The sequence below is a fragment of the Nostoc sp. JL23 genome, from assembly GCF_017115065.1.
Lineage (GTDB): Bacteria > Cyanobacteriota > Cyanobacteriia > Cyanobacteriales > Nostocaceae > Nostoc > Nostoc punctiforme_A.
Map to the genome: position 1 here is coordinate 1 of NZ_JABXKN010000042.1, position 19,665 is coordinate 19,665.

The 19,665-nt window shown below is 38.0% G+C and carries 17 protein-coding genes and 3 pseudogenes; 3 read left to right on the forward strand and 17 right to left on the reverse strand.

The annotated features are described in order from the left end of the window. Positions 1-113: 113 nt before the first annotated feature. Positions 114-290, reverse strand: coding sequence for a hypothetical protein (locus HWQ42_RS08740; RefSeq protein ID WP_292811032.1), 177 nt, complete (start codon positions 288-290; stop codon positions 114-116). Positions 291-710: 420 nt separating this feature from the next. On the opposite strand from HWQ42_RS08740, the gene HWQ42_RS08745 reads away from it, so the two are divergent. Continuing rightward, entirely contained in the window at positions 711-1,100 is a 390-nt protein-coding gene (locus HWQ42_RS08745; protein ID WP_292811034.1) for a transposase, read from the forward strand. A gap of 213 nt (positions 1,101-1,313) precedes the next feature. Here the strand turns inward: HWQ42_RS08745 and HWQ42_RS08750 are convergent, their stop codons facing one another. From HWQ42_RS08750 to HWQ42_RS08790, 8 genes and pseudogenes are all read right to left on the reverse strand, one after another. Beyond that, positions 1,314-2,228: a hypothetical protein gene (locus HWQ42_RS08750; RefSeq protein WP_292811036.1), complete on the reverse strand. Its 915-nt coding sequence runs from the start codon at positions 2,226-2,228 to the stop codon at positions 1,314-1,316. A 78-nt stretch (positions 2,229-2,306) separates the two neighbouring features. Then, complete coding sequence (locus HWQ42_RS08755; RefSeq protein ID WP_292811038.1) at positions 2,307-3,158, reverse strand: hypothetical protein; 852 nt, start codon at positions 3,156-3,158, stop codon at positions 2,307-2,309. Further along, a complete protein-coding gene (locus HWQ42_RS08760) occupies positions 3,104-3,700 on the reverse strand; it encodes a hypothetical protein (protein WP_292811040.1) in 597 nt (198 codons plus the stop codon). The genes HWQ42_RS08755 and HWQ42_RS08760 overlap by 55 nt, the downstream gene beginning before the upstream one ends. A 34-nt stretch (positions 3,701-3,734) precedes the next feature. Continuing rightward, positions 3,735-3,919 (reverse strand): annotated as a pseudogene (locus HWQ42_RS08765) (ISKra4 family transposase); the annotation flags it as partial. A gap of 407 nt (positions 3,920-4,326) precedes the next feature. After that, positions 4,327-5,352 (reverse strand): iron-siderophore ABC transporter substrate-binding protein, encoded by a 1,026-nt coding sequence (locus HWQ42_RS08770; RefSeq protein WP_292811042.1) that lies wholly within the window; start codon positions 5,350-5,352, stop codon positions 4,327-4,329. A gap of 15 nt (positions 5,353-5,367) precedes the next feature. Then, positions 5,368-6,015: pseudogene (locus HWQ42_RS08775) on the reverse strand (TonB-dependent siderophore receptor); the annotation flags it as partial. Next, positions 5,910-6,671 carry a hypothetical protein gene (locus HWQ42_RS08780; RefSeq protein WP_292811044.1) on the reverse strand — a complete coding sequence of 254 codons (762 nt, stop codon included), beginning with the start codon at positions 6,669-6,671 and terminating at the stop codon, positions 5,910-5,912. The gene HWQ42_RS08780 and the pseudogene HWQ42_RS08775, both read right to left, overlap by 106 nt. 405 nt (positions 6,672-7,076) lie before the next feature. Then, on the reverse strand, positions 7,077-8,477 hold the full coding sequence (locus HWQ42_RS08790) for an iron chelate uptake ABC transporter family permease subunit (RefSeq protein ID WP_334813089.1): 1,401 nt from the start codon (positions 8,475-8,477) through the stop codon (positions 7,077-7,079). 285 nt (positions 8,478-8,762) lie between these two features. On the opposite strand from HWQ42_RS08790, the gene HWQ42_RS08795 reads away from it, so the two are divergent. Both HWQ42_RS08795 and HWQ42_RS08800 read left to right on the forward strand, forming a co-directional pair. Further along, positions 8,763-8,960 (forward strand): hypothetical protein, encoded by a 198-nt coding sequence (locus tag HWQ42_RS08795; protein WP_292811046.1) that lies wholly within the window; start codon positions 8,763-8,765, stop codon positions 8,958-8,960. A gap of 12 nt (positions 8,961-8,972) precedes the next feature. After that, a pseudogene (locus tag HWQ42_RS08800) lies at positions 8,973-9,587 on the forward strand (IS982 family transposase); the annotation flags it as partial. A gap of 104 nt (positions 9,588-9,691) precedes the next feature. Here HWQ42_RS08800 and HWQ42_RS08805 read toward each other — a convergent pair. From HWQ42_RS08805 to HWQ42_RS08840, 8 genes are all read right to left on the reverse strand, one after another. Further along, complete coding sequence (locus HWQ42_RS08805) at positions 9,692-10,102, reverse strand: hypothetical protein (RefSeq protein ID WP_292811048.1); 411 nt, start codon at positions 10,100-10,102, stop codon at positions 9,692-9,694. 38 nt (positions 10,103-10,140) lie between these two features. Then, the gene (locus HWQ42_RS08810; protein ID WP_292811050.1) at positions 10,141-11,832 is read right to left on the reverse strand and encodes a GUN4 domain-containing protein; all 1,692 of its coding nucleotides are present in this window, start codon (positions 11,830-11,832) and stop codon (positions 10,141-10,143) included. Positions 11,833-11,860: 28 nt separating this feature from the next. Next, positions 11,861-13,879, reverse strand: coding sequence for an ABC transporter ATP-binding protein/permease (locus HWQ42_RS08815; RefSeq protein WP_292811052.1), 2,019 nt, complete (start codon positions 13,877-13,879; stop codon positions 11,861-11,863). A gap of 442 nt (positions 13,880-14,321) precedes the next feature. Continuing rightward, positions 14,322-14,726, reverse strand: a complete 405-nt coding sequence (locus HWQ42_RS08820) for a hypothetical protein (RefSeq protein ID WP_193945309.1) — start codon at positions 14,724-14,726, stop codon at positions 14,322-14,324. Between the two features lie 128 nt (positions 14,727-14,854). Beyond that, on the reverse strand, positions 14,855-16,966 hold the full coding sequence (locus tag HWQ42_RS08825) for a patatin-like phospholipase family protein (protein ID WP_292811054.1): 2,112 nt from the start codon (positions 16,964-16,966) through the stop codon (positions 14,855-14,857). Positions 16,967-17,098: 132 nt separating this feature from the next. Continuing rightward, positions 17,099-18,076: an MvdD family ATP-grasp ribosomal peptide maturase gene (locus HWQ42_RS08830; RefSeq protein ID WP_292811056.1), complete on the reverse strand. Its 978-nt coding sequence runs from the start codon at positions 18,074-18,076 to the stop codon at positions 17,099-17,101. Positions 18,077-18,154: 78 nt separating this feature from the next. Then, complete coding sequence (locus HWQ42_RS08835; RefSeq protein WP_292811058.1) at positions 18,155-19,147, reverse strand: MvdC family ATP-grasp ribosomal peptide maturase; 993 nt, start codon at positions 19,145-19,147, stop codon at positions 18,155-18,157. Between the two features lie 279 nt (positions 19,148-19,426). Continuing rightward, positions 19,427-19,561 carry a microviridin/marinostatin family tricyclic proteinase inhibitor gene (locus HWQ42_RS08840; protein WP_292736178.1) on the reverse strand — a complete coding sequence of 45 codons (135 nt, stop codon included), beginning with the start codon at positions 19,559-19,561 and terminating at the stop codon, positions 19,427-19,429. Positions 19,562-19,665 lie beyond the last annotated feature (104 nt).

Below are 19,665 nucleotides of genomic sequence, written 5' to 3' on the forward strand. Positions count from 1 at the left end.
CTGAGTCTGAATGGTAGGGCTTTCACCTACATCTGACCGAGAGTTCAACCTTTAATGACAGTAATCTGCTGTCGGGCTGGTTTAGTTATGTACGGACTGATTACCGTGATTCACTAAACAACGAATCGCACTAGCACATCTGCCCATTTAGGAGCAGCAGACTTTGTACTTTTCTTTAATTGAATACGAAAGCGAATGCGAGTTTTATTTAACTGTGAGAAATTGTGGCGCTCGACTACTGCATCAGTTAGGAAATTCGCTGCGATAGGGTTGTCAATTGCTTGTACCATAATCGTTGACCTCAATCATTATTCTTCACTTTCAATTAAGCGAAGCTTTCTTTGTGGCTATTTCTCAATTTGTGAATGTCTCTAGTAGCTCTATAGATTACTTTTGTAGAGCTATTTTGTAACCTAATATGTCTTTTAATGACTGGTGGTTTATGTATGGACATTTAATGACTGGTGGTTTATGTATGGACATGGCTTAAAATAGCTGAAGTTGCTGTGAATTATCCTGTACCGCAGGCTTCTCATAGACCATGCCTTCGACCTCATAACAACGAGTCATAAGTTTGTTTCGATTTAATCGAAAGCTGGCTTTTTTCTTTTGATTTGGCAGAGGTAAAAATAGATCCTGTGGATGTTTTATAGTACCTTCATCACCCAAATATCGAGAAAGCGTACTGTTGATTTGGTCAACTCTTAAATGTGATTCTAACTCCCGGTAATATTGATGACCGTCAGCCCGGACAGGATTTACTGAGTGGTTTGTTTGGCAAAATCTTCGCTGATAGAGGTTATGTCTCCCAGAAATTAGCATCTCAACTTTTAGCAGACTTTGGAATTGAATTTTTTGCTAAACCTCGTCGCAACATGAAAAATAAGTTGATGCGTCTTCTTGACTTGCTTTTATCCCATAAACGCTCCATTATTGAAACGATTAACGACCAACTCAAGAATATTTCTCAAATTGAACATTCTAGACACCGTAGCCCCGTTAATTTCTGTGTTAACGTTCTTTGCGGATTAATCGCTTATTGTCACCAACCGAAGAAACTCAGTCTTCAACTAGAGTGGCTTTTACCTTCATATCTTTAACCCGAACTCAGGTTGAGTAGTTCCTCTTGGCGCATTAAGGCAGCAAGTAATTCGGCATTTTCTTGAGGGGTCATTTGTTTGTACCAAAAGCATTTTCACTTTCGCATTGGCGCAGCCGTTTAATTGTGATATATGAAGCGTAGAGCCAATAAAACAGCGCTCTTGATTTCACAAAAGCGCTTTCTATTACTAATTATTTGTAGTTACGGATTACTAGTGTGAATTAAATCTTGCTAACAACTCTTCACGGGATAAACTAGACAATTCCAGTAAAAATCTTGCAAAGTCATCTGGTGCTAACTGCAACAAATTATCGACCACTCTCGCTAATTCTTCATCCACAGAACCAAACCTAAATCTCAACAAGTTTTCTACAACTTGACGGCGTTCAAGTTGTACACCTTGCTCCACACCTTCTTGTACTGCTGCTGCTCTAGCTTCTTCGTAAGCTTGAGTTAAGTTCATGATCAACTCCTGGTCATCTTTGGTTAATTCTGTCTGTGTCATTACACTGATACGCCACCTGTAAACCATTTCAAGAACATTACGGCGGACAAGATTCTCTGGTGGAAGGGCAACCAGTTCACTTACTGCTTGGATTTGTACTTTTCCCCTCCCTAAGAGCCTAAACCACAGCGTGTCTGGAGTTCGCGGTAGCTTGTTAATCGCTACTATTGCTGCTCTTACTCCTTCAGGCAGAAAGTACACCCCGCTCATCCAATTGTCTAAGTCTAGTTTAGCTCCAAAAGCCTTGAGCAGAGCTTTGGAAGCACTTGGAGAAATAATCCACAGTTGTGCTAGCTCGTTCTCCGCTATTGTTATATCTTCCCTGTTGGCTTTACGTTGCGCGTCTGCAATCACAGTAAATAATTTTTGAAGGCAACTACGTACTTCTGTTCTATTTGGTTGATTACAAAACGGTTCTAGCAAAGTAGTATTTAATACCGCAATTCTACCCAGTAATCCTAAAGTTTCTGCATCAACTGCAGATGTCGGTGTTGGCGAAAATAACACATCAACAAATCTTGTTTCATCAGTTACTTCCCTGTTAGTTTTTACTTCCCCAAAGGGAGAAAGTAACTCTTCTAAAAACTGCTTGGCAAATTTATCATGAGGTTGTTGGATCATTTTGTCCCTGGCGAACTGTGTTTTATTTTACGAGGTTGAGAAAAGCTTGGTGGTGGGTTTCTATACCCACCTTTTTATTTACGCTGCTACCAACTCCCGACGAACTTGCGGCAGTTCAATTGGAGCAGTTGCCCTGGATAGCACCTCTACAGCCTCTTTCACACTCCAATACTGCACTCCATCGCCACACTGCCAGTAGTAGGTCTTGGGGTCGTTTTCCCAGACTTCATCAGCGTTTCTGACCTTGAAGAGTATGCCCAAAAACTCACCATCTAGATATACGTTGTGAGCCGTCTGGAGGTCAGTGCGTCGTACATAGGTCAGTCGATAGCCGTCCACTAGCGTACACAAGTCTTCTGCACGAGTCCCGCAATACCCACAGTTACCGCACCCATGTCCTTCGCAGTCTGGACAGATGGCAGCAGGCATATTCCACTTCGGCAGTGTAAAATCCCATTCAGCCGGCGGAGTTAATATTTGAGGCTTCTGTGAAGTGTAGCAACCAGCATGACCGATTATCTTATCAGGATAGTATTGGATGCTCAACGATAACCAATCACAATCACCTAACAAGCCAATTTTCTCAGAAGCTTGTTTTAATTCCTCATCTTCCTTGTGATTGCACTCTACTGGAGCAGAAAGACTCGCTTTAACTTCTGCTACTGCACGTTTGAAAGGCTCTTTGTGATATCTAGCATAGCCGTGGGTCATTTTCATCCACACGATATCATCATTATTGATCCAGATAGTTACTACATCTTCGGGCTTGCAGTTTTTGGAGTAGTCTGACTGATTGACGATAGTTGCAATGATTTGGCGATCCTGTGTGGTTAGCGGATCTTTTGTTGGCACAGGGGCTGAAACTTGTGTCATCATTAGAAATACCTCTTGTTTGGGGTAAAAAGGCGATCGCTTAACTGGTTTTGGCACTCTTGTTCTTTGTATCTTGCTTCCTCTATATACTGTTTTCCATCTTGTTCATAATTGCCCTGGTCTAGAGTATCCTGTAATCTTTCTAAAGTTCTCGATAACTCTACCAAACGCCATTTTAAGGACATCATCGAGTCTGCATGGGGTTGTAACCAATTAGCTTCGATTAAAGATTCCCCGGCTAAACCCATAATCCGGTTCAAGTTTTCTGCACTTACCCGCACTACCCGATCTTGTGCCGGGATTTGTTCAGATGCGGATATTGCCAGACTCTTCTCCTCGGAAGAAAGAGATTGTGATGTCTTTTGATGATTAGGAAACTCTGTTGATGAGGGAGACTGATTTCGGGATGCGGCAGCTGACTCTGGAATTAATTGCAGAGTGACTTTACTCAAACTTGGAGATGGAGATATTTCTGTGTTCGTCTTTTTCTGACTCACCTCACATACTGGTAAAAACACAACTTGCGGATTCAAAAATGCAGTGACTGCTGATTGCGTCAGGGTAAAAGCTGCATTCTGGTTTGCTAACCAATTAGGCAAGTCTGCATGGGAGCATCTCACTTTTTCAAGTGGCTCAAACAGACAATAATCTATTTAGGTAAGCACAACGATGGCAAGGACTTGAGGCACATTTTCCCGCTTCCACTGCGCCCCAGAAATCTTAGTTCGACGGTCAACCTGTTTAACCGCAGATTCAACCGACCCAGAACCAATCGAACAAATTTGTTCAGCTTGATGATATTCGTAATTGATGATGCGTAGGCGTAGCCCGCATTTATTAAAAAAGCAATGAACCTTAAATTTTAATGCTGATCTAATATTTTATTTTAAATACCCAATATCATAATTGCCATATCCTGGCAATATTTTGGATGATTAGTTTCTCCCATGCTATGCTTTACCACTCGGCACTCTGTGCTTGGCTGTTGAAAGTTTGAGTTTTTCACTTGCAGAGAAATACTGCTACAAACTGAAACAGATATAAATATCAAAATTCCTAATAAAAATAGGGAAATTAAGTGGCGCAAAGGTATCTTCACAAGTTTAACTCCTCACCCAAATGTCTCAAGGGAGCAACACTCAATAGACCTCTTGCAAAAGTCCCTAACACTCCTCCTGGCTTGCGGGGAGGGGAGACAAAGCGTAGCTTTGACGGGGTGGGGTTCTTATGTTTTTGATTTATGCAAGAGGTCTAATGACCTACTTTCACGAGTTTGAGGTTTGTTGACGAAATACTTCTCAATATTGTCCATTACAGCATGAGCCGCCAGAAAATCAAACCCATACCAACTCTGAAAATCTACAGGAAATACTTGTTTGTTTTGGACAGCTTTAACTTTAGACCATAAGGGTTTTCCCCGAAGTTTTTCTAAAGTAGAGCAATCATTTTTTTGATAACATCCGATAAAAATAACATCACTATCAATTTCGGAAAAACTTTCCTCGGAAATGGGCAAGGATAAATTATTAGATGATTTGGGAGATAGCAGTCCAATATCATTTAAAATTGTGCCAGAAAAGGATTTTTTCATACCAAGATATACTCCTCCAGAGTTAACATACACAAATGATGCCCGAAATGGCTGAAGATGATTATTCTGTAATCTCTGTTTTAGTTTTTCAACTCTTTGATAGTAGCCATTTAAGAGTTGAGTAGCTACCTCTGTTTTATCAAAAACTTTTGCGGTTTCTTTTAAGTGTTGTTTCCAATCTCGTGAAATCTCCGCCCAAGGAACTAATACAGTAGGAGCAATTTGTGATAATTGCTTGTACTGCCCTCGTGATGACGGATCTGAAGGACTAATGATTAAGTCGGGCTTAAGTTGCAGAATTTTCTCTAAATTGGGTTGGCTAGTAGAATAACTATGTAAAACAATTCCTTTGATTCTTTCTGCCAAATAAGGGGGAACTTCGGAATTGATTTCTGTCCGAGACCATATTGCTGCTGCGATTGGCTTGATACCCAAAGCAACGGTTTCACCAAGACTCAGGATATCTAAAGCTACAATCCGTTGAGGATTGAGTGGAACGCAGGTTTCCCCTATTGGATGTTTTATGATTCGACAATTTTCTGCTGAAGATGTTGGAGATGTGGCATCTTGATAGTTACTTTGGCTACAGGCACAAACAAGTATAAATGCCACAATTCCCAGACATAGCAGATAGGTGAGACGGCGTAGAAACCTCTTCATGAAAACCCTGACTTTTTAAAACGTCCAAGAAATAGTTCCCTGCACAGTAAATGGCGCACCAGGAGAGACTCGCAATTGATTGAAGGCATTTTCAAAATAATCCACATTAAAGAGGTTTTTGATATTGATCGCAGCACGTAATCTGTCTTGCTTGTAGAAGATAGCAGCATCAGTTGTTAAATAGCTGGGTACTTCAAATGTATTTCCAGCATCTCCGGCGCGATCGCCTACATAAAAAAGTCCCAAACCAAAGCCCAAACCTTGTAAGTCTCCTCGTTGAATTTCGTAGGTTGTCCATAAGCTGGCAGCATGGGGAGTTGTCTGCAATGCACGGTTCCCGACTGGAATGATATTATCTTTAGTCACGCGGGCATCGTTGTAAGCATAGCTAGCAAAGATGTTCCATCCTGATAAAATTTCACCCGCGAGACTGAGTTCGATTCCTTGACTACGCTGTTCTCCAGTTTGAACAGCAAAGCCTAAGTTATCTGGATCGTCAGTTACAATATTCGATTGGGTAATATCGTACAACGCCAATGTAGTTGAAAGCCTGTCATTCAAATCTGCTTTGACTCCAATTTCAAACTGAGTCCCCTTGGTTGGCTTAAATTCACTTTCATCAAAGGCTCGACCAATTGCTGGCTGGAATGATTGACTGTAGGAATATCCTGCTCTTGAAATTGCTGAAAATGAAGCGTAATCAATTCCATCGACTTACTTTCTAGATACATTCGCTTCATCAAGCCTTGATAAGGACACTGTAGAATATTACATAATACCATCCACATTTGCTGTGTAATTTCCCCTTGGTGGTAATAGGGCTGTAACTTATCACCGATTAAAGCTTGACGCAGAGAAATTGGTATTTGTTCTAATTCTTCCTCGCTAAAACTTTGAAAAAATTCCTGCGGTTCGATTTTCAGATAAATGCGTGAAAACTTCTCACCGGCTTTCCACCACTCCGTTTCTTTGATATCACAGTTACATTCCAAATAATATCTGCCTACTGATTCATCAGTCTCATTAGTTAAACCGTGGCGTTCAATTCTCACTTTTCCTGAAAGAAAAAAACTCAATCCAAATTGAAATTCATCTAAACTATATTTAACCCACACCAGATCATCAATAAACTCCCTTTCATTTATACAAATAGACAATCCATTACGTAATTTTATCCAGTATTCATAGATATTAGAGATATTTAAAATCTTCCCTTGGTGGATAGTTTCAACTCCCTTTGATTGACTGGAAATTGCGCCATTTTGCTCACTTTCTACCCACAGTTCTTCCCACTCTGTATCTGTAAAAATTTTTGTCATGGTTTAATAATAATTAATGTCATTATCAAGCTGATATATGATTGGGGCTGAGGCATTGTTTAGAATTATCCAAAAGGCAATACTATGCTATGTGGGATGCTCATGGTTGCTCCCAGTCAGCTTGTTGTGAAATGGTGATAGTCATAGCGATCGCTCTGGCGATAAGTACCCCAGCAAGCTATATAATCTTTCTTTAAATAAGAAAGATTCTTAATTATTGCACGAAATTCACCGTTAGAAAAGCGACTTGCTCACAATTCTAACCTCTCACGGATGACCTTCCCCTGATGCAGTAGTTCGTCGAAGACTTGGCTGGAGATGGAGATAGGCATAGTTAGAGCTTGCTGAAATAAAAGTAAAATTTACATGTCCACAAAAAATGTAGATGTTTTATAGGCTTTTTAACTATCCCTTTAAATTGGCGATCGCAGACAAACCTACGCCCATTAAAATGAATAGAACGGGGGAACTACCATTATTCCAAGCCAAGGAGTAAATTAAACCAGCTATCAATAAAGCACCGACAAAGGCTGATACAGGCAAAGTGTAAATGGGCGCTGAGGGAAATAATACAATTACTATAAAGGCTGCTAGACTTGCTCCGGCATTGATGCCAATAATGCCGGGATCAGCTAATGGATTGTGTGTGATGCCTTGAAAGATACTCCCAGAAACGGCCAGTGCCATTCCCACCATGAAAGCAACCAGGGTAAGGGGTAGACGCAGGTTATAAATCACAAAAGTATGATCTGGGTTGCCTGTATCTATACGCAGTACAGTTTTGATGATATCTAAGGGCGAAATAGGATATTCACCCCGCCCTAAATTCATCACCATTACTCCCACGGGTAATTCTTGGGGTTTGAGTAAGATACGCGCAGCGACATCTGCAACTAAGAGTAAAGTTGCACCCACTACTGCGGAGTATGGCAAAATCCAACGGTAATCAGCTTTGATGAAAAATCTCACGATATGAGGAACAACTAAGCCAATAAAGCCGATGGGCCCGGCTAGAGAGACGGAACTTCCTGCCAGTAAAACAACGCTTATAGCGGTCGCAATTTTGACCCAAGCTGTGTCTTGACCCAAGCCTTTAGCCACATCTTCACCCAGACTCATAGTAGTAATTTGTCTACCAAGGGCAAAGGCAACTACTAAGCCAATCATGACGAAAGGCAATGCTGACAATAAGATGTTGAAATCCCGTCCCGCCAGAGAACCAGCCAACCAAAATCTAATTTCTTCTAAGGTGCGTTGACTGACGATGAGAATAGCAGTAGTGAGGGAAGAAATCAGTGCCGTGATCGCCGCGCCTGCTACAGTGATATTTAATGGTGTAGCTCCTCCCTTTCCCAAAGAACCGAGAAAGTAGACTAATATTGCTGTCGCGCCTGCATCCAAAAAGGCCACAATGGTTAAAATACCTAACGAGAGGCTGCCAAACACAAAAATTGTGGCAACTACAGCTAATGCTGCTCCTGACTCAATCCCTAAAATCCCTGGATCTGCTAAGGGGTTGCGTGTCAAACCTTGCATTAATGCGCCGGCGACTGCCAAGGATGATCCTACAACAAGAGCGACGAGCGATCGCGGTAATCTCACCGTCTGAATCACTAAATGCTCATAAGAACCGTCAAAGGTGATAAAGGATTCCAGAATCTTGTTTAACGGTATTTCTGCTGCCCCCAAAGTTACACTATACACCAAGCAAGTTAGCAGAATCAGTATGCCCAGAATCAGACCCACTAATGGCGATATTTTCGGTGTGTTCCAGTTTTTGGGTGATGCTGTGGTTGCTCTTGTCATTATTTTTTAGTCAATTGAAAAATATAATCATTTAGGTAAGCCAATCGTGCCTTCTGTCACATTTGCAGTTTCAACATCTTAATTGACAATTTTTATACATTTATCGAGTATTTAAACAAGGTATATTCTCAAAATATCTTGATTTTCACGCTGATGTAAGCAGGAAGTTCCAAGATCATAACTTTATACTTATTAACCTAAGTTGCTAGTTATGCGGGAGTGCGATCGCTCCAGAAGTCACTTAGGTAATAAAATCCCCTCCAGAGCGAAAAATAGGAGGGGTATATGTTAAACAAAATAATTACTGTCTATGCTATCACTGACGACTTGTTAAAGGCGATCGGGCATCATGAAGATTGCCGTCGTGAGATGAGTGATGCAGAAATTATTACTACGGCATTAATGGCGGCAATGTTCTTCAATGGGAATCACAGCTTGGCTTGTACTTGTATGAAAGACCATAACTTGATACCCAATATGTGAGAAAAATCACGATATAATCGGCGATTACACAATGTATCGATGTTAATCAATGACTTATTTCATCAAATCAGTATGATACTCAAAGAAAATAGTAATTTTACTGAATATCTTTTAGACTCGTTTCCAGTACCGATATGTGAGAATATTCGGATTTTTAATGTTCGGTTAATCAAGTCAAAGGAATACAGAGGTTATATCGCGTCTAAAAAACGCTATTTCTATGGAGTTAGAGTTCAGTTATTAACTACTAAAACTGGTATTCCAGTCGAATTCGTATTCATGCCTGGTAGCGCTTCTGATGTACGTGCATTAAATGCTTTACCGTTAAATCTGCCAGATGGTAGTGAAGTTTATGGTGATTCAGCGTATACCGATTACACTGTTGAGGATAACCTCGAAGAAACTAGTCAGATATCGTTAAAAGTGATGCGGAAAAAGAATTCTAAGCGTCAAGACCTGCCCTGGAATCAATACATTAAACAATCTACTCGGCATTATATTGAAACCGTGTTTAGTAGTATCACTCGTGTTTTCCCAAAATCGATTCATGCAGTCACATATGAAGGGTTTTTACTGAAACTCCAAGCATTTATTTTTGCATTTACTCTCCAACAAGCGTTTATCTAATAAGTTAATTTTAATACTTGAAACCGAGTTAACACTTTTATATTGGGTTAGCTTTAAATTACGGTTGCACTTTTAACAACCGTATTACAAGCATAAAATAAGTATTAATTTATTTTTATACCAGCAATTCTGTGATTTTTGTCGCTTATTAAAAATTTTAATTTATCAATTTCAATAACCTCATAATTTTCTGTTACAAATATAGAGTAGATGCTGGCTATCATATCTGCCAAATTTACTCTAGATAATATCAGTATTTGCAAATTGAAAAATGATTTAGGAACAGTTTTAACAATTAAACATAATCTTTTATCATTTACGTGCCATACACCAGTAAATTTATTACCCGTGATAAATTCTCTAGGTTTAGATAAAAGAAACGTTTGAATTCTAGTTTGCTCATAAGTCATATTATCTTTAAATTCGATAGAATTTTTTTCCCAATTTGTATTAAAACGCCATTTTCCAAGAAGTAAAATTTCTATTTCTGTATCTGACAGATTCATGTTATTCATTGGCTTTTTCTCCTATTATTAATTAAATAATGTTTAATTCACTCATGGTAAATTTCATGACAAGTTTTGGCACGAGTAAAAAATAAATGCATCTGCCATACTAGCCAAGATCCAACTCGCCAAGCTGCCATTGACAGGGGGGTTGTAGATGAATATGAAGGTATGTCTAATATATTTTGGTCATAATATAACCATTTAACTGGTAGATGTCCCATCGGTGTCGTTGGGGATAATTTAAAAGTTAGTTGGTCGTAATTTAACCAGTTTCCCTCTTTTCGCCAACCCAGGCGATCGCCAAGTCTTTTTTCTGTTTCATAATCTATTTGACCGCCTATTTCGTTCCAAATACTTTGCTGAATACTAAAGCCAAAGTAACCATGACTGTATTGTTGCCAAAGTTGATCAAGTTTATGAAAAGCTTCACATGAAAAGTTAAGAATATCCTGTTTATAAACTTCATTCCAATCATTCTTACCCATGACTTGTAGCATTAATTTAGCTGTTTCAATATCAGCTTCTTGCCACTTGTGCTGTGTAAGAAGGTTTTGCAATTTACTGTAATCAATATTCCAATTAATTTTAAATTCTGTGGGAAGCTCAATATCAATATCATTATTAGGTTGTTCCGTCAATTCTGTTTTCTCGATAAAAGGTTGAGGATAAGGAGAAACAATATCTGCTTCTTCTATCCCTAGCACTTTCTTTTGAGCAACCAGTTGAGTAGACATATAATTAGATATTAGGTAAATCGCTTGATTTAAAGTTATCTCATTTTTACTTAGATCGAAGTCATGAACCTGTAAATCTAATAATTTTGACTGAAAAAAAGCATCTTGCAGTCTATCTTTTTTATCATAACTTGCCACTAATAAATTGAGGATGTCATGAGATATCGTACTAGGATCTTGTATTGTTAATAAATTAACTTGAGAATTTAGAGTACTACTTGCTAAATTTTGAATTTCTCCTACAATTGCGTAAAAATCTGCATCTCCTTTTACTACATCATCTATTAAAGATTGAAACGGACTAAAGTAATCTTGTAGAGAGTTTTCTAGATTAATTGCTGTTTCAGCTATTTTTGCGATTTCTTGACGAATTTTTGTAGCTTTGACTTGATATTCATAAATCTCTTGATACACCTCTATATCTTTAAGTATTTTCTGAATAGCTTGCTTTTGATTTTTGGTATCTTCCGCTAAATTTTTAATTCCTTCACTGAGTAGTTTTACTTTTTGTAAAATTAAAAAGTTAGTATTACTTAACAGTAAAATAGATTTTAAATTTTCTTCTTCCTCGCATTTTAACTTGTCAATTATTTGAAAATTTTTATGATTTTTTATCTCTAGCTTACTTCTTTCCTCATTTACTTTTCTAATTTCATCATACTTTTGGTTAAATAGATTTTTCCAGTCATCTATAAATTTTAATAAAAATTTTTGATAACTATTTTTATAATTTTCTAAAAAATCCAGAATTTGAGTATAATTTGAGATTAATGATTTAACCTCTGCTAAAGTTTCTCTTTGACTAATTTCTTTTTTACATTTAATTATTCCCCAAAAATAAAAATGATATTTAGTACCTTCTTTAATTAAGCTTTGGCATTTTCTAATTTTCCTTTGAAATTTTTTTAGTTTTGGGTTTTTTAAAGTAGGAAATTTGTAATGTGTTTCATAAATCGTAATAGATTCATAAGTAACTAATTGTTTTTGGTTTATAATTAGCATCACTTACTTTTAAATATACAAATATTTACTAAACTCTTACCCATTTCAATACCTCTGGGTTCTTGTTATAGCGGTAGGTTACACCATCTTTAGTAGTCACAGACTTTTCTTGACTAGCCTTGCTTCTGATGGTAGTAATAGAATAGTCTGTTAATGTCTGAAGCTCTTTATGAGAAAATCCTATAATTGTGGCACTTACTGTTGATTCTAGTTTTATTTTGAGTTCATTCTTAGGATAAATATCTATCGTAATTTGCTCCTTTTCAACTGGTTTAATAACAATTCCTTTTTGCAATTGATAATCTGGCATAGAAACAAGTTGCCAATTAGATTCTTGTGAAAGTTCTAACACCCATTGATGATAATTAAATAAGCTTTCTCTATGACCAACGCTGATAAAAGTTGTTTTCGTTGATTGTAACTGTTGATATAGATTACCTTCGTTATTTAAATCTAAAGCACTCGTTGCTTCATCTAAGATAGTGAAACTAGAATGTGTAATTAATAGCCGTGCAAAAGCGAGGCGTTGTTGTTCTCCTAACGACAATATATTTTCCCAAGGAACTTCTGTATCAAAACCATTTATGCGGGTAAGTAAGTGTTGCAGATTAACTTGTTGCAAAATGTGTTCAAGTTCGCGATCGCTCATTTTTCTATCTGTGTGAGGATAGAGCAACTGTTCGCGCAAAGTCCCTAAAATAATATAAGGGCGTTGGGGTAAGAATAATACTTCTTTTAAGGGAGGACGCACTAGACGACCAGTTCCCGCATTCCACAAACCAGCGATCGCTCTCAACAAAGAACTTTTACCTCTACCACTAGAGCCAACAATCAGTAACCCTTCACCTGGCTCAACAGCAAATGATAAATTTTCAACAATTACCTGTTCATAATTTGGCGTTTGTAAAGTGACATTCTCAAAAGCTAAACGTTCTTCTTCTAAAATTTGAATAGTACTGACATTTTCTGGTTGTTTACTAGCAGCCTGTAGCGCATCTGAAAACTCTGCTAAACGCTTTAGATAGCCAGAAAATCGCCCTGAAATCCCAAATTCGGCTATCAGTTCTCCTAGAGCATTAGAAAACATAAAGCAAGCAAAACTAGCTTGGTTAATTTGTCCATAATCAATTTGATCTTGAAGAAATAAAGGTGTAAGAATGAACATCGAGAATACGCTAATTGCAGACTGATATGCTCTACCAAAAGCGTCTTGTCCCCTCTCTAAATTCAGCCTGCGTTCAGCAGTTTTTAAAACATTATCAAATCGGCGCTGAATTATATTTAATTCTTCATCTTCTCCCTGAAAAAAAGCGATTGATTCAGCATGATTACGAACATGAGTTAAGCAATAGGCAAAATCTGCTTTAAATGCAAGTTCTTCTTGGTTAACTTTATTTATTCCTTGATTCAAGTAAACAGCTATTAAATTACCTATACTTGTATAAATAACTAAATAAATTGCGATTTCTGGAGAAACTATCCAAATAATTATCAAACCACTGACCATTTCTAAAGATTTTTCTAGTAAAGAAGATGAGAATCTCAAACCAATACTAGTAATAGGTTCTATTTCTTGGGATAAGCGTTGATCTGGATTATCTATATCAGATTGAAAATTGATTTTATAATAAGCTTGATTGCTTAAATACTTTTCTAAAACATGAATATTTAGCCATTTATACCAATCAAGAATTATTTTTTTTCTGACATATCTCAAAAGAGTTACTAATAAGACTATTCCTACAATGATGAGACTAGAAAACCATAAAGTACTATTATATTTATCAAGGTTTCTCTGTTCAATAACGATATCAATTACATAGCGATTCCAGTAACTATTTGCAGCATTTACACCAACACTTACGACTATTAATAATACTAAGAGAATGAGCATTCCCCATGAGCGAATTACATCTAAAAATGCTCTTCCTTCTGCTTTTGTTGGATACCAATAAGGTTGAGCGACTACTTTCACATCCTGCCAAAACTGAATCAATGCTGAAAAAGGATTTATTGTATTTTGCTCACGCACAGATGGAGTTTGCATATTCTAAAAATGTAGCCGTTACTAATTACCTAGGAATTTTGAAATGGCCTTTGAAAATTAAGTTAGACTCAGAGGCCATTTTTGATTTTAGAGAATGTCTGAAAACTTTTATGGTGTTGTATTCGAGCTTTGTAGATCCCCCTAAATTTCCCTTTTTAAGGAGGGATTTAATTAAATTTCCTTCTTTTTTAAGGGGAGCCAGCTACGCTGTAAGCGTTAAAACAGGCTAGCAACTGGCGTAGGGGGGATCAAATCGAATGCACTAGTACAGCACGGCGTAAATAAAGCAACTATTTCAAATTGTTCAAAAGCCTGTCTTCTAAGCTTTTTGACTTTTGACCCTTCGACTGCGCTCAGTGTCAAGGTTGAGCGAACTTGTGCTGAGCGTAGCCGAAATAGCCGAAGCCTTGACTTTTGAATGCGTGACTTCCGCTTTGCGGTACTAGGTCAATGGTTCCTCATCAACAATTTCGACTGTTCTCGGAAAAGGTCCTTGGTCAGGCTCAGTAACGACTACTGGGCTAATATGATGTTTCAGTTTGAGTTTTAACTCATCTGAAATGGGCAATTCTTGAATTTCTTTGAGAAGAAATCTGACAGATTCAGTTTTGCTACGTTCTGTATAGATGAGCTTGAGAATGTTTTCAATTCCAAATCCCGCTATATATTCCCCTAGAACGGCTACCAGCCCAAGCAAGCCCAAACCTCCTAAGAGGCCTAAAGGCCCGCCCAGCGTTGAAAGCATAGCGACAACGGCAGCGACATTACCCCCTGATGCACCCGTTGCTATCACGAAAAGTATGCCAGGAAGGCCTAAACCAGAAATTTTTTTGACGAGTTCATCCATTGTACTTACCTACAATCCTTATAAAGTGAAAACATGACTAAGAGAGTCATTACTAATTTCTTTTGTGAAGAAATTAAAAATCTTACATCTTGCACCAGTTAGTTGGTGCAAGATGTAATAAATCTGATTTAGCCCAAAAAAAGACTACACAGTTCATCGATTTCTTGACTTTTGTTAGATATTAGTCGATGGGCTATAGCTTGTAACTGACGAGTATTTTGGAGTTTGGTATTATCTATTTCTTCTAGTTCACTATCTAACAATGTTTGAAAGCGATAATAAAAACTTTTAGCTTCTTTATCAGTAGGCTCAAACAACTGTTCTAATTCTCCAGCTACCACTTCACTACCACCGTCAAACACAATATTTAAAAGTGGTCTTCCCCATTGTAAGAGTCCCCAATTTTTGACTTCTTTATAAGGGTAAACACTCGTCAGCGAACCTGTACCTAAAGAAACTACTAAAATATCTTCTGTATTGAGGACTTTTTGGGCTTTTCGTTTACTACTAATTTGTGCTTCTAAAATAGCTAAATGGGCTGGATTATTAGCAAATACTCCACCATCGATTAAAGTATAGGCGATGCCGCTATTGTGGGGGTTTACAAGCCGATGAGGAGCAAAATAAGTTGGAGTAGCACTAGTTGCTAATGCTGCATCTAGGAGCGAAAACCCACCACATAACTTCTGAAAACTCTTAGATTCTATTTGCTGTTTTTCTAGTTGGTTTGTAAAAAATATCGGAATTCGCTGCTCGATATCGTAACTCGTTACAAAAACTTCTTTGAGATTATTTTCTAGAGGAGCGTTACCAAAATATTGCTTGAAAATTTCTTCTTTGCTTTCGGAAGGATATTTTGGCTGGAGAAATATATCCTCTAATGGGCCGAGTAGTCTTTCAAACAACGGTTCATAAAATATATCTACCCCATACTCAAGAAAGAACTGTAGGAGATCCTCAGCAGTGTATTCAGCTACTGGCAAGTTATCAGATACATTGGAACTTAATCGGGGTTTAGTTAGTCCAAGTGCTAAAATTCCACCGCTGGAAGTGCCAGTAATTAAATCAAACAAGCTGAATATAGGCTTTTGTGTCCGCCTTTCAATTTCTGCTAGGATTAATGCAGGAATAATGCCCCGAATACCGCCTCCATCAATGGAAAGTATTTTATATTTGGGACGGGCTTTTGTATTCATGGTTTCTGGCGATTCCTCCTGAGTTAATATTTGTGCTTGTTGGATATTGACAGGAGCTTCAGTTTGGTCTGTCTTGGTTTTATCGTCATGTGGTTCGAGAGCGATCGCGGTTAGAATAATCTCGGATTCTTCCCTGTTTGTTTCTGTCTGTTGAATTTCCTTTGGTTGATCTTCGTCGTCGCTTACTAACGATACCGTTGCTGCTAATAAACTTGTGGTTAGTGGTGAGATATTTTCTTCAGGAATAACTGCTGTTTCAGTTTGGATCTCTTCTTGAAAATCTTCTTGATTGAATAATTCTCCTGCAAATGGAACTGGATTGAATGATTGTGTTGCAAATGGAATTTCTGCTAAAGTCCAAATAGGATTACCACGAAAATTTCCTTGATAAGACTTTCCAGTTTGGTTTTTGCCAGTTTGGTTTTTTACAGTTGTACCTTGCCCTTCGTCTAATCTCCAGTAGGCCACTAATCCTGATTCATCTCCGACTATTAGCCCACAACGATGAGTCTGAATTTGTGCTTGAGTACAGGGATAATTCCAAACACTAATATTTGCTAATTGTCCTTTGAAATAGACCTGTTTGTGTAACGTTGCTCCCAGAGTTATAGAACTTGTGGCTTTGTTTAAAGATGAACCTCTAAGAGAATCGTTGTATTCATGCTCGTCAAGATATATGGTTAGCTGACCACTATTAAAAACAATAGCAAAAAAGTGCCATTGTCCTATAGTTAATTCTCCTTGCCCAAAGGTTTTGATATTTTTGTTAACACTTTCATCAATGTATATATCTAGGCTTCCTGTTTCACTGATGCCAAATTCAAAGTTATCGCTGTATCTCTCTGAAGAACGGGCAAAAAATACATTGCGCGTCCCGTAACTAGTGGCTTTATTTGTTAGTTCATGTGGATTTACCCATCCTGAAACCGTAAAAGCTGAACTCCCTTGAGCGAAAACGCCCCCAATATCGTTTCTGCCAAAATCTATATAATCATTTACCCCATCAAATGTTAAAACTGTTTGTGTATTTACGAGGTTTACCACAATAATTTAATCTCCAAATATCAATAAATTCATAATTTTAAATAAGAAATTTAATATTAATAAACTTAATAGTGAAATCTCACTAACACCTTTCAAAATAGAACACAATAAAAATATACAAGGCTCAATCACCTAATTTTTATGAGTCAGTAATACCTCTGTGATCGCCTGCGAAATGGGGTAGTGTGGTGGATATATCTCCAGCCAAAAAAATTCCCCGACTGGGTTAACTTCGAGGAATACATGGCGACCATCGGGCGTGATAATAATATCAATTGCTCCATAGTTTAAGCCAAAATAAGCCATCAGTTTGAGCAATTTTTTCTCAATATCTTCTGGCAAATTGTAGGGCTGCCAATTTTTAACTAAGGCTCTTCCCTCTTTGCGCCAGTCGTAAGTAGATCCTTCTAAGCTTTGAGAATCTACTGCGGCAGTAAACACGCGGTGTCCAACAATAGTTGTCCGCAGCTCCAATGCCTTGGGTACATTTTCTTGAAAGGTCATCGGACAAAAACGCAGTCCTTCCATATTCTCCAGATCATCATTTGTAATTGGAGTAGTAAACACAACATTTTCTCGTCCCTGATCATCATAGATAGCAAAGGAAGAAAGCATTTTGGTAACTATACCTTGCTTACACTCTTGAGCAAATTGCTTGACTGCTTCTGGATTGTTTGAACTCAGAGTCCGTGGAGTTACAAGACCAACTTCTCGTGCAACTTGCAATTGTAGTTGCTTATTATTAGCCCGGTCTACATTGGACATTTTATCAAAGTGGAATCCCTGAAGGCTGGCAATCATACCCCTGACTGTGGCGCGACATTCGTTAATTGACGCATCTCTGTATTGCTTGTCCATTGATTCGGGGATTTTTTGTCCGTAGCGCATCCGCCGATACCAAACTGAGGAGACCTCACTCAAATCTAGTTTCTGTTCGCCATCAGTAATAATTACCCGTTCAGTATCGCCGCAGTAAATATCTAACTTCACCTCGGTGGGATATCTGTCTGTATCAAAGCGAAATGCTTTTTCTCCTCTAGCCTCAATTTCTTTGATCACTAGAGGAATACTTTCGTTGTCTTTACTAAACGTGACTATTAATACGGTCATAAAAACTATGAAGTGTGAAGTATATAGACACCTTTTGGGTAGCTTGCCACAGGCTAATATCAAATATTAAATTTTTGATTATTCATTTTTTCTTTGAAGTAGGGCGTCTGCGATCGCACTTGCAATAGGCAAGTCCAAATCTTTTTCCAACATTCCCCACTCTCCCAGAGGGTTGATTTCCAAAAAGACGTATTCGCCTGACGGTGTAACGATGAAATCTAAGGCTCCAAACAACAGCCCAAATTTCCCTATAAAGGCTTTGAGACGACTAACTACTTCATCAGGAAGTTGGTGGTGTTGCCATGCGCCAATATCAACACCAGGTTTACGCCAATCAACTTTGGCTGCTGCATACACATCTGCATTTAGCGCCCCCACAAATACATTACCATTCACATACACTACCCGTAATTCCTGTTGCTTTGGAATTTGCTCTTGAAAAACCATTGGGCAATAGCGCAGTGATTCGGCATCTTGTAAGTCTTCTTCCTTGACAATGCTGGTGTAAAGAAAAAACGAGGAGTTAGCTTCCATACTGCGGGAAAGAGCAGTTAAGAGCTTGCTCACCATTTTGCCGTTAACTTGCTGGAAAAACTCTCGTGCTGCTTGGGCTTTGTTGGTAACAAGAGTCTGGGGAATAACAAAACCTACTTCAGACGCAATCCGTAGTTGACGCAGCTTGTTACTTGCATAATCTATCCGCTCTAAATTATCTACCCAACAAGCTCCCTTGAGGCTGTCCCAAAAAGCATCTAAAGTTGCTTGTGATTCTCTAATGCAGGCTTCTCGGAACTTTGGCGCTAATTCTTGACTCAGTTCTGGTTCCCAAATACGGCGCATCCATACAGCTTGCACCTGCTCTGTGCTGATAGAGTGGTTGTTACATTCTATAATGTGGTAGCTTTTAGACTTATCAAAATGTGCTGTTAATTGGACTTCTAGAGGAAACTTATCAGTATCTAGACGAAATGGTTGCACCCCTTTTTTTGATAAGGCTTCTGCCACTCTATCTATTGTGAAAAAATCACCACTGTGGGTGATTAATAAAACAACATCACGAGATAGGTGCATAAATATTTTTTCAGGATAATTTTAGGAGGTAGCTATTAATTAATAGCAAACATATTGCTTTCGATACCCAAAAATATTTGAAGAATTTAGGCGAATAGAAAAAGCAATCACCTCCATGTTTGGAAAAGGTAATATGAAAGCGATCGCTCTGCGCCATCGCGTTTATATGAGTAGTTTTCAGTTATTTGATAACTGCTACTCTATGAAATTATGATTCAGTCAATTACAAGGTATCTTTCCGACCAGAAAGGTACTTTCAGATGTAGAAGACTAAATAAATTATCTATCTTCCAAATCTGAAGGATACTTGTAAGTCCAAGGAACCTCTGTTCCTTCAGTAGCTTGCTCTGACAAGAAACGCGCAAAAAATGGTATTGCTACGATATCCATTGTTTCTACTGTGTTTGTAGGCATAGAGTTTTCCTTAAAATAAATTGATTTTTCAAGTAAAAATATATCATTAATTAAATATGTTTTCAAGGTCAGTTAAGACAGTTAAGAAGTAATTATTCTAAGGT

Coding starts and splice junctions, on each gene's coding strand:
- HWQ42_RS08740 (WP_292811032.1), bottom strand. CDS start 290: ATGGTACAAGCAATTGACAACCCTATCGCAGCGAATTTCCTAACTGAT.
- HWQ42_RS08750 (WP_292811036.1), bottom strand. CDS start 2,228: ATGATCCAACAACCTCATGATAAATTTGCCAAGCAGTTTTTAGAAGAG.
- HWQ42_RS08770 (WP_292811042.1), bottom strand. CDS start 5,352: ATGAAGAGGTTTCTACGCCGTCTCACCTATCTGCTATGTCTGGGAATT.
- HWQ42_RS08780 (WP_292811044.1), bottom strand. CDS start 6,671: ATGACAAAAATTTTTACAGATACAGAGTGGGAAGAACTGTGGGTAGAA.
- HWQ42_RS08790 (WP_334813089.1), bottom strand. CDS start 8,477: ATGACAAGAGCAACCACAGCATCACCCAAAAACTGGAACACACCGAAA.
- HWQ42_RS08795 (WP_292811046.1), top strand. CDS start 8,763: ATGTTAAACAAAATAATTACTGTCTATGCTATCACTGACGACTTGTTA.
- HWQ42_RS08805 (WP_292811048.1), bottom strand. CDS start 10,102: ATGAATAACATGAATCTGTCAGATACAGAAATAGAAATTTTACTTCTT.
- HWQ42_RS08810 (WP_292811050.1), bottom strand. CDS start 11,832: ATGCTAATTATAAACCAAAAACAATTAGTTACTTATGAATCTATTACG.
- HWQ42_RS08815 (WP_292811052.1), bottom strand. CDS start 13,879: ATGCAAACTCCATCTGTGCGTGAGCAAAATACAATAAATCCTTTTTCA.
- HWQ42_RS08820 (WP_193945309.1), bottom strand. CDS start 14,726: ATGGATGAACTCGTCAAAAAAATTTCTGGTTTAGGCCTTCCTGGCATA.
- HWQ42_RS08830 (WP_292811056.1), bottom strand. CDS start 18,076: ATGACCGTATTAATAGTCACGTTTAGTAAAGACAACGAAAGTATTCCT.
- HWQ42_RS08835 (WP_292811058.1), bottom strand. CDS start 19,147: ATGCACCTATCTCGTGATGTTGTTTTATTAATCACCCACAGTGGTGAT.
- HWQ42_RS08840 (WP_292736178.1), bottom strand. CDS start 19,561: ATGCCTACAAACACAGTAGAAACAATGGATATCGTAGCAATACCATTT.